Annotated in this window: 7 protein-coding genes; 3 read left to right on the top strand and 4 right to left on the bottom strand. The window is 72.3% G+C overall.

Annotated features, from left to right (window positions below):
- Both E4099_RS26715 and E4099_RS26710 read left to right on the top strand, forming a co-directional pair.
- The coding region (locus tag E4099_RS26715; protein WP_245245193.1) for an amino acid permease at positions 1-1,332 on the top strand (1,332 nt) is incomplete at its 5' end.
- A 129-nt stretch (positions 1,333-1,461) separates the two neighbouring features.
- Entirely contained in the window at positions 1,462-1,845 is a 384-nt protein-coding gene (locus E4099_RS26710) for a nuclear transport factor 2 family protein (protein WP_135341687.1), read from the top strand.
- A 63-nt stretch (positions 1,846-1,908) separates the two neighbouring features.
- Here the strand turns inward: E4099_RS26710 and E4099_RS26705 are convergent, their stop codons facing one another.
- The gene (locus E4099_RS26705) at positions 1,909-2,724 is read right to left on the bottom strand and encodes a helix-turn-helix domain-containing protein (RefSeq protein WP_135341686.1); all 816 of its coding nucleotides are present in this window, start codon (positions 2,722-2,724) and stop codon (positions 1,909-1,911) included.
- 104 nt (positions 2,725-2,828) lie between these two features.
- On the opposite strand from E4099_RS26705, the gene E4099_RS26700 reads away from it, so the two are divergent.
- Positions 2,829-3,128 (top strand): 4a-hydroxytetrahydrobiopterin dehydratase, encoded by a 300-nt coding sequence (locus E4099_RS26700; protein WP_135341685.1) that lies wholly within the window; start codon positions 2,829-2,831, stop codon positions 3,126-3,128.
- Between the two features lie 80 nt (positions 3,129-3,208).
- On the opposite strand, the gene E4099_RS26695 is transcribed toward E4099_RS26700, so the two are convergent.
- Genes E4099_RS26695 through E4099_RS26685 form a run of 3 tightly spaced genes read right to left on the bottom strand, consistent with a single transcriptional unit; the run spans position 3,209 to position 6,693 of the window.
- Positions 3,209-4,042, bottom strand: coding sequence for an aldo/keto reductase (locus E4099_RS26695; RefSeq protein ID WP_135341684.1), 834 nt, complete (start codon positions 4,040-4,042; stop codon positions 3,209-3,211).
- Complete coding sequence (locus E4099_RS26690; protein WP_209446756.1) at positions 4,039-4,833, bottom strand: hypothetical protein; 795 nt, start codon at positions 4,831-4,833, stop codon at positions 4,039-4,041. Before E4099_RS26690 ends, E4099_RS26695 begins: the two co-directional genes overlap by 4 nt.
- 30 nt (positions 4,834-4,863) lie before the next feature.
- The gene (locus tag E4099_RS26685) at positions 4,864-6,693 is read right to left on the bottom strand and encodes an AMP-dependent synthetase/ligase (RefSeq protein ID WP_135341683.1); all 1,830 of its coding nucleotides are present in this window, start codon (positions 6,691-6,693) and stop codon (positions 4,864-4,866) included.
- Positions 6,694-6,992 lie beyond the last annotated feature (299 nt).

Raw genomic sequence — 6,992 nt, 5'->3', positions numbered from 1 at the left:
CGCTTCGGACTGCCCACCGCCACCGCGCTGGTGATGGGCAACATCATCGGCGGTGGCATCTTCCTGCTCCCCGCCTCGGTCGCCCCCTACGGCACGGTCAGCCTGCTGGCCTTCGGCGTACTGACCGTGGGCGCCATCGCGCTCGCGCTGGTCTTCGGCCGGCTGGCCCGGCGCAGCCCGCGCACCGGCGGACCCTATGTGTACGCCCGCGAGGCCTTCGGCGACTTCGCCGGGTTCCTCGCCGCCTGGTCGTACTGGATCATGAGCTGGGTCAGCAACGCGGCACTCGCGGTCGGCGCGGTCGGCTACGTCCACGTCCTGTGGCCCGGCCACCAGAGCAGGGGCACCGACCTGGTGCTGGCCCTGCTCGCGCTGTGGCTGCCGGCGCTGGCCAACCTGGCCGGCACCCGCTGGGTGGGCGCGGTGCAGCTGGTCTCCACGGTGCTCAAGCTCATACCCCTGCTGTTCATCGCGGTGATCGGAATCTTCTTCTTCGACCCGCACAAGCTGGGTTCCTTCACCGAGGGCGGCCACAGCGCGATCGGCGGGCTGTCCGCCTCCGCCGCGATCCTGCTCTACAGCTACGTCGGCGTGGAGTCCGCGGCCGTCAGCGCGGGCGAGGTGCGCGACCCGGAGCGGAACGTGGGCCGGGCCACCGTGCTGGGCACCGCCGCCGCCGCGCTGGTCTACCTGCTGGGCACCCTCGCGGTCTTCGGCACCGTCGCCCACGGGCAGCTGGTGCACTCCACGGCGCCGTTCTCCGACGCGGTCAACACCATGTTCGGCGGCGCCTGGGGCGGCACCGTGGTCGCGGTGGCCGCCGTGGTCTCCATCCTGGGCGCCCTCAACGGCTGGACGCTGATGAGCGCCCAGGTGCCCTACGCGGCGGCACACGACGGACTGTTCCCGAAGTTCTTCGCGGTCCGGCGGCGCGGGGTGCCCACCGCCGGAGTGCTCATCGGCACCGTGCTGGCCTCGCTGCTCACCGTCTTCAACTACGCCTCCGGGTCCCAGCGGGCCTTCGAGGTCCTGGTGCTGGTCGCCACCTTCTCGGCCACCGTCCCGTATCTGCTGGCCTCCGGCGCCCAGCTGTACTTCCTGCTCTCCGGCCGCACCGCCGAGGTGCGCACCGGCGCCTTCGTCCGGGACATCGTGCTGGCGCTCACCGGCTTCGGCTTCTCCCTCTGGCTGGTGGCCGGCGCCGGCTACGAGGCGGTCTACCAGGGCACGCTCTTCCTGTTCGCCGGCGTGATCGTCTACGCCTGGATGTCCGCCCGGCGGCGCCACCGCCCGGCACCGGTCCCCGAGGCGGTCACCGAGCCCGTCCGGTGAACCCGGCATTACCTGGGCGGTAATCGCGCCACGACGCGGAGGGCGGCACAGTGGTGGTCATCGGGAGCCGGGCGCCTCACAAGGGCCCGGAACCCGCCCCTGACCAGTGCTTTCAAGGAGCCGATCACCATGAGCGCCACCACCGCCACCACCGTGTACGCCACCGCCGTCGCCCGCTACTTCGAGGCGTGGAACGCCACCGACCCGGCCGCCCGCGCCCAGGCCGTCGCCGCCGCCTGGACCGAGGACGGCAGCTACACCGACCCGCTGGCCGAGGTCCGCGGGGCAGAGCAGCTGGCCGCGCTGATCGAGGGCGCGCAGCAGCAGTTCCCCGGCTTCGAGTTCCGGCAGACCGGGACCGTGGACGGGCACCACGACACCGCCCGGTTCAGCTGGGAACTGGTGTCGGTCGCGGACGGGTCGGCCCCGGTCGCCGGCTCCGATGTGATCACCCTCGCCGAGGACGGCCGGATCCGCTCCGTCCTGGGCTTCCTGGACCGGGTCCCGGCCTGAGGCCCTCCGCCGGCCGCGGCGGCACCACCCCCGAGGGGCCCTCGGGGGTGGCGGCCAGACGGGCTACCCCGCGGCCGTCCCCCGGGAACCGTGCAGGAAGGCGGCCGTCCGCGCGTTCGCGGGCAGGAAGGTCTCGATGGCCAGCTCGGAGACGGTGACGTCCATCGGGGTGTTGAAGGTGGCGATGGTCGAGATGAACGACAGCACCTGCCCGCCGTGCTCGATCATCATCGGCAGCGCGAACGGGGCGTGCTCCCCGTCCGCCGCCATCTCCTCCCCGCCGTTCTCCGGCAGGGGATAGGCGCTGACCTCCTCGTACACCGCGTTCAGCGGAGCCGAGCGGAGCAGCGCCAGCTGCCGCTCCATCTGCTCCAGCAGATGCCCGCGCCACTCCCGCAGATTGCGGATCCTCGGCGCCAGCCCCTCCGGGTGCAGGGTGATGCGCATGGCGTTCAGCGGGGGTTCCAGCAGGTGCGGGGCGACGCCGTCGAGGAGCGCGGAGATGCCCTCGTTCGCCGCGATGATGTCGTACCGCCCGTCCACCACGACCGCCGGGAAGGGGTCGTACCCCTTCAGCAGCCGCTCCAGCCCGGCCCGCAGCGTCTCCATCGCCGGGGAGTCCAGGGCGCTCTCCGGGTAGTACGGGGCGTAACCGGCCGCGATCAGCAGGGCGTTGCGCTCACGGACCGGCACTTCCAGGTGGTCCGCGAGCCGCAGCACCATCTCCTGGCTGGGCCGGGAGCGCCCGGTCTCGATGAAACTGATGTGGCGGGCGGAGGAGTCGGCGCGCAGCGCCAGCTCCAGCTGGCTGATGCGGCGTCGGTCGCGCCATTCACGCAGCAGCGTGCCCACCCCCGGGGCAACCGCGAGAGTCGTCATGCCCGAACGGTAGCCGACGCGGCCCCGTGGCTCCCGGGCGAGGGCGGGGGCCCCGTGGCAGGCTGGTGCCGTCCGCGACACCGGGAACACGGAAGGGAGAGGGCATGGCAGTCGAACCGCTCTCGCCGCAGGAGATCGACGCGCGTCTGGAGAGCCTGCCGGGCTGGTCGGTCCGCGACGACTGGCTCATCCGCGACTACGCCGTCGACAGCCATCTCGCGGGGGCCGATCTCATCGGCCGGATCGCCCGCATCCAGGACGAACTCGACCACCACGCGGATCTGACGCTGAGCTACCGCACCGTGGCCGTCTCGGTGAACACCCACAGCGTGGGCGGCAAGGTCACCGACCTCGACTTCCAACTGGCCCACCGGATCCAGCAGATCGCCCCCGAGGACTCCTGAGGGCGACAGGCTGACGGGCCGTCATCCGATCACCGGCCGCCCCGGCCGCCACAGGGCGGCCGGGGCGCGGAGCGGGCGGCTCAGGCGACCTCGAAGGTGTCCGGGTCCGGGCCCAGGCGCTGGCCCGAGTCCAGCGCGGCGATGGCCGCCAGGTCCTCGGCGTCCAGCTCGAAGTCGAACACGTCGATGTTCTCCTTGATCCGCGAGGGGGTCACGGACTTGGGGATCACCACATTGCCGATCTGCAGGTGCCAGCGCAGCACCACCTGGGCCGGGGTCTTGCCGTGCTTGTGCCCGATGGCGGCGAGCACCGGGCTGTCCAGCAGCCCCTTGCCCTGGCCGAGCGGCGACCACGCCTCGGTGGCGATGTCGTGCGCGGCGTTGAAGGCGCGCGCCTGCGACTGCTGGAGCTGGGGGTGCAGCTCGATCTGGTCGATCACCGGGACCACGGAGGTCTCGGCGAGCAGCCGCTCGATGTGCGCGGGGTGGAAGTTGGACACGCCGATGGCCTTGGCGCGGCCGTCCGCGTGGATCTTCTCGAACGCCTTCCAGGTGTCCACGTACAGATCGCGGGCCGGGGTCGGCCAGTGGATGAGGTACAGGTCCACGTAGTCCAGACCGAGCCGGTCCAGCGAGGCGTCGAAGGCGCGCAGGGTGGCGTCGTGGCCCTGCTCCGAATTCCACAGCTTGGTGGTGATGAACAGCTCGTCCCGGGAGATACCGGAGGCGGCGATCGCCTGACCGGTGCCCTTCTCGTTCTCGTAGATCGCAGCGGTGTCGATGCTGCGGTACCCGGCTTCCAGAGCGGTGCCCACCGCCGCGGCGGCCTCCTCGTCCGGCACCTGCCAGACACCGAAGCCGAGCTGCGGGATCCGAACGCCGTTGTTGAGGGTGATGAAGGGGACCTTGCTCACGAGTGCTCGTTCCTTAGGTCTGCGGATGGTGTGACCCTCGCGACAACCACGGGCGCCGCCGCGGCATTCCCGAGCCGCCCGCCCAGGTCGAGCGGTCCCGGGATCCGCTGGCGGTAGCGGTGGCGCTGCCGGCCGTTCCGTACCGAGGCCCCCACCTCGACGTGCACCCGGCACAGCGCGCCGCGCGGGGCGCGGACCACCAGGGCCAGCCGGTAGGTGCCGCCGATCGGGCGGTCCTCGGTGCGGCGGATCTCCCAGCCGGGCTCCGAGCGCAGCTCGCGCAGTGCCTCCAGGCAGACCCTCGCCCGGGGCGCGGCGTGCCCGTCCACCAGGGAGAGCCGGGGCCCGAGCCGTACCGTGCCGGCACCGCCGCCGGCGTGCTCCGTACCGCCGTCCAGCCGCTGCGGCGCCATCGACCAGGCCACCGGGGCGGGTGCCGCCCCGGAGGGAGCTCGCGGGACGGGCGGTGCGGTGGCCGCGGCGGCCGGGTGCTCCGCGGTCAGCGTCAGGTCGACGTTGACGGTGTGCAGCGCGGGCCCCGCGGTGTCCTGGGCGCAGCTGAGGGTCAGGTGCACCAGATGGTGCTCGGCGGCATCCGCGTGCTGGGCGAGGAAGTCCGCCAGCTCGGGGTCGCCGTCCACCAGCCCCCCGGTCACCGGCAGCGCCAGCGGGCCGCCGAAGCGCAGCCGGCCGGTGAGCGGCGGGACGGGCGGGGCGGTGGCCGGCGGGCTCTCCTCGGCGGCCAGGGTCAGTTCGCGCTCGGGAAGTTCGGGGAGGATCACATCGATCATTTCCGGGCCCCCTTGCGGCTCGTCCGGCACTCAGCTCTGGTAGAGCGCCTCGACTTCTCGGGTGTACGCCTGTTCGATAGCCTTCCGCTTGAGCTTGAGCGAGGGTGTCAGGAGACCATGCTCCTCGGAGAACGGAGCGGCAAGTATCCGGAACGTACGGATCGACTCCGCCTGCGAGACCTGGGTGTTGGCGGCGATCACCGCGCGCCGGATCTCGGCCTCCAGATCGGGATCCCGGAGCAGCTTCACCGGCGGTGGCACCCTCGGCCTGCCGCGCATCCGGAGCCAGTGCTCGACCGCCTCCGGGTCCAGGGTCACCAGCGCGGCCACATAGGGCCGGTCGTTGCCCACCACGATGCACTGGGACACCAGCGGATGGGTGCGGACCCGCTCCTCCAGGATCAGCGGGGAGACGGTCTTGCCGCCGGAGGTGATCAGCACCTCCTTCTTGCGGCCGGTGATGGTGAGATAGCCGTCCTCGTCCAGCGCCCCCAGGTCGCCGGTGGCCAGCCAGCCGTCCCGCAGCACCGAGCGGGTGGTCCGGGGATCGCCCAGGTAGCCGCTGAAGACCTGTCCGCCGCGCACCCAGATCTCGCCGTCCTCGGCGATGTGCACCGAGGTGCCCGGGATGGGCTTGCCGACGGTCCCGAACCGGGTGCGCTCCGGCGGGTTGGCGGTGACCGCCGCGGTGGACTCGGTGAGGCCGTACCCCTCGTAGATGACGATGCCGGCGCCGGCGAAGAACAGTCCCAGCCGGCGTTCCATCGCCGAGCCGCCGGACATCGCGTGCCGCACCTGGCCGCCCAGCGCCTCGCGCACCTTGCCGTAGACCAGCTTGTCGAACACCTGGTGCTGCACCCGCAGCGCCGCGGACGGCCCCGGGCCGGTGCCGAACGCCTTGGCCTCCAGCGCCTCCGCGTACCGCACCGCGACGTCCACGGCCTTGTCGAACGGGCCCGTCCGGCCCTCGCTCTCCGCCCTGCGCCGGGCCGCGGCGAACACCTTTTCGAAGATGTAGGGCACCGCCAGGACGAAGGTCGGGCGGAAGGACTGGAGGTCGGGCAGCAGGTCCGTGGCGCTCAGGCTCGGCTGGTGGGCGAGCTTGACCCGGCCCCGCACGGCGGCGACCTGCACCATGCGGCCGAATACGTGCGCCAGGGGGAGGAAGAGGAGGGTGGCGGCCTGGTCACCGGGTCTGGTGTGGAAGGCGTGCTCGTACCGGGCGAGGACGTTGTCGCACTCGGCCATCAGATTGGCGTGGGTGATCACGCAGCCCCTGGGGCGCCCGGTGGTGCCCGAGGTGTAGATGATGGTGGCCGGGGCGTCCGGGGTGAGCGCCAGCCGGTGCCGCTCCACGGCCGTGTCGTCCACGGCGCGGCCCGCGGCGCTGATCTCGTCGAGCGCGCCCGCGTCGACCTGCCACAGCTGTCTCAGCATCGGCAGCCGGTCGATGACCGAGCCGACCGTCATGGCGTGGTCCTCGTGCTCCACCAGGCAGGCGGAGACCCCGGAGTCGTGCAGCGCCCAGAAGACCTGCTCGGCCGAGGCGGTGGGGTACACCGGCACGCTCTGGGCGCCGAGCGTCCAGAGCGCGAAGTCGAACAGGGTCCACTCGTACCGGGTACGGCACATGATCGCGACCCGGTCGCCGAACCGCACGCCGAGCGCCAGCAGCCCCTTGGCGAGTGCCAGCACCTCGTCGCGGAACTCGCCGGAGGTCACGTCCCGCCAGCCGCCGTCCGGGGCCTTGCGCGCCAGGACGACCCGTTCGGGCTCCTCGGCCGCATGGTCGAAGACGGCGTCCGCCAGTCCACCGACACGGGGGGCGGTCGCCAACGGGGGGACGGTGATCTCGCGCAATGACGTGCTCCTCGAAGCGCTCCGCACAGCGCCGCGACCGTACCCGATACCGGGCCGCCGCGGGAGAGGTGCCGTGCCCCGGACCGGAGGTGCATATGCCCTGGTCAACGCGGTAGACCAGACCGCTTCGGGGGGCACGCTGGGCAATCGGTGGGCGTGAGCATCACCCCGTGCGTCCGGTTTCTGCACCAAATCTTTCCGTAGGCGGCACATGCCCCGTCGATTTTCGGCCGCGTTACGCCGGAGGGCGGATCGAGCGCCGATGGCGGGGGCGGTGCCGCACCGGGGGAGGGCGGTGC

The sequence above is a fragment of the Streptomyces palmae genome (assembly GCF_004684805.1).
In the GTDB taxonomy this organism is placed as follows: Bacteria; Actinomycetota; Actinomycetes; order Streptomycetales; family Streptomycetaceae; genus Streptomyces; species Streptomyces palmae.
This window is presented reverse-complemented; position numbering and strand designations above follow the sequence as displayed.

What these genes read in the sequence shown, in the direction of transcription:
- E4099_RS26690 (WP_209446756.1), bottom strand. Translation starts at nt 4,833, where the DNA reads ATGATCGATGTGATCCTCCCCGAACTTCCCGAGCGCGAACTGACCCTG.
- E4099_RS26705 (WP_135341686.1), bottom strand. Translation starts at nt 2,724, where the DNA reads ATGACGACTCTCGCGGTTGCCCCGGGGGTGGGCACGCTGCTGCGTGAA.
- E4099_RS26710 (WP_135341687.1), top strand. Translation starts at nt 1,462, where the DNA reads ATGAGCGCCACCACCGCCACCACCGTGTACGCCACCGCCGTCGCCCGC.
- E4099_RS26700 (WP_135341685.1), top strand. Translation starts at nt 2,829, where the DNA reads ATGGCAGTCGAACCGCTCTCGCCGCAGGAGATCGACGCGCGTCTGGAG.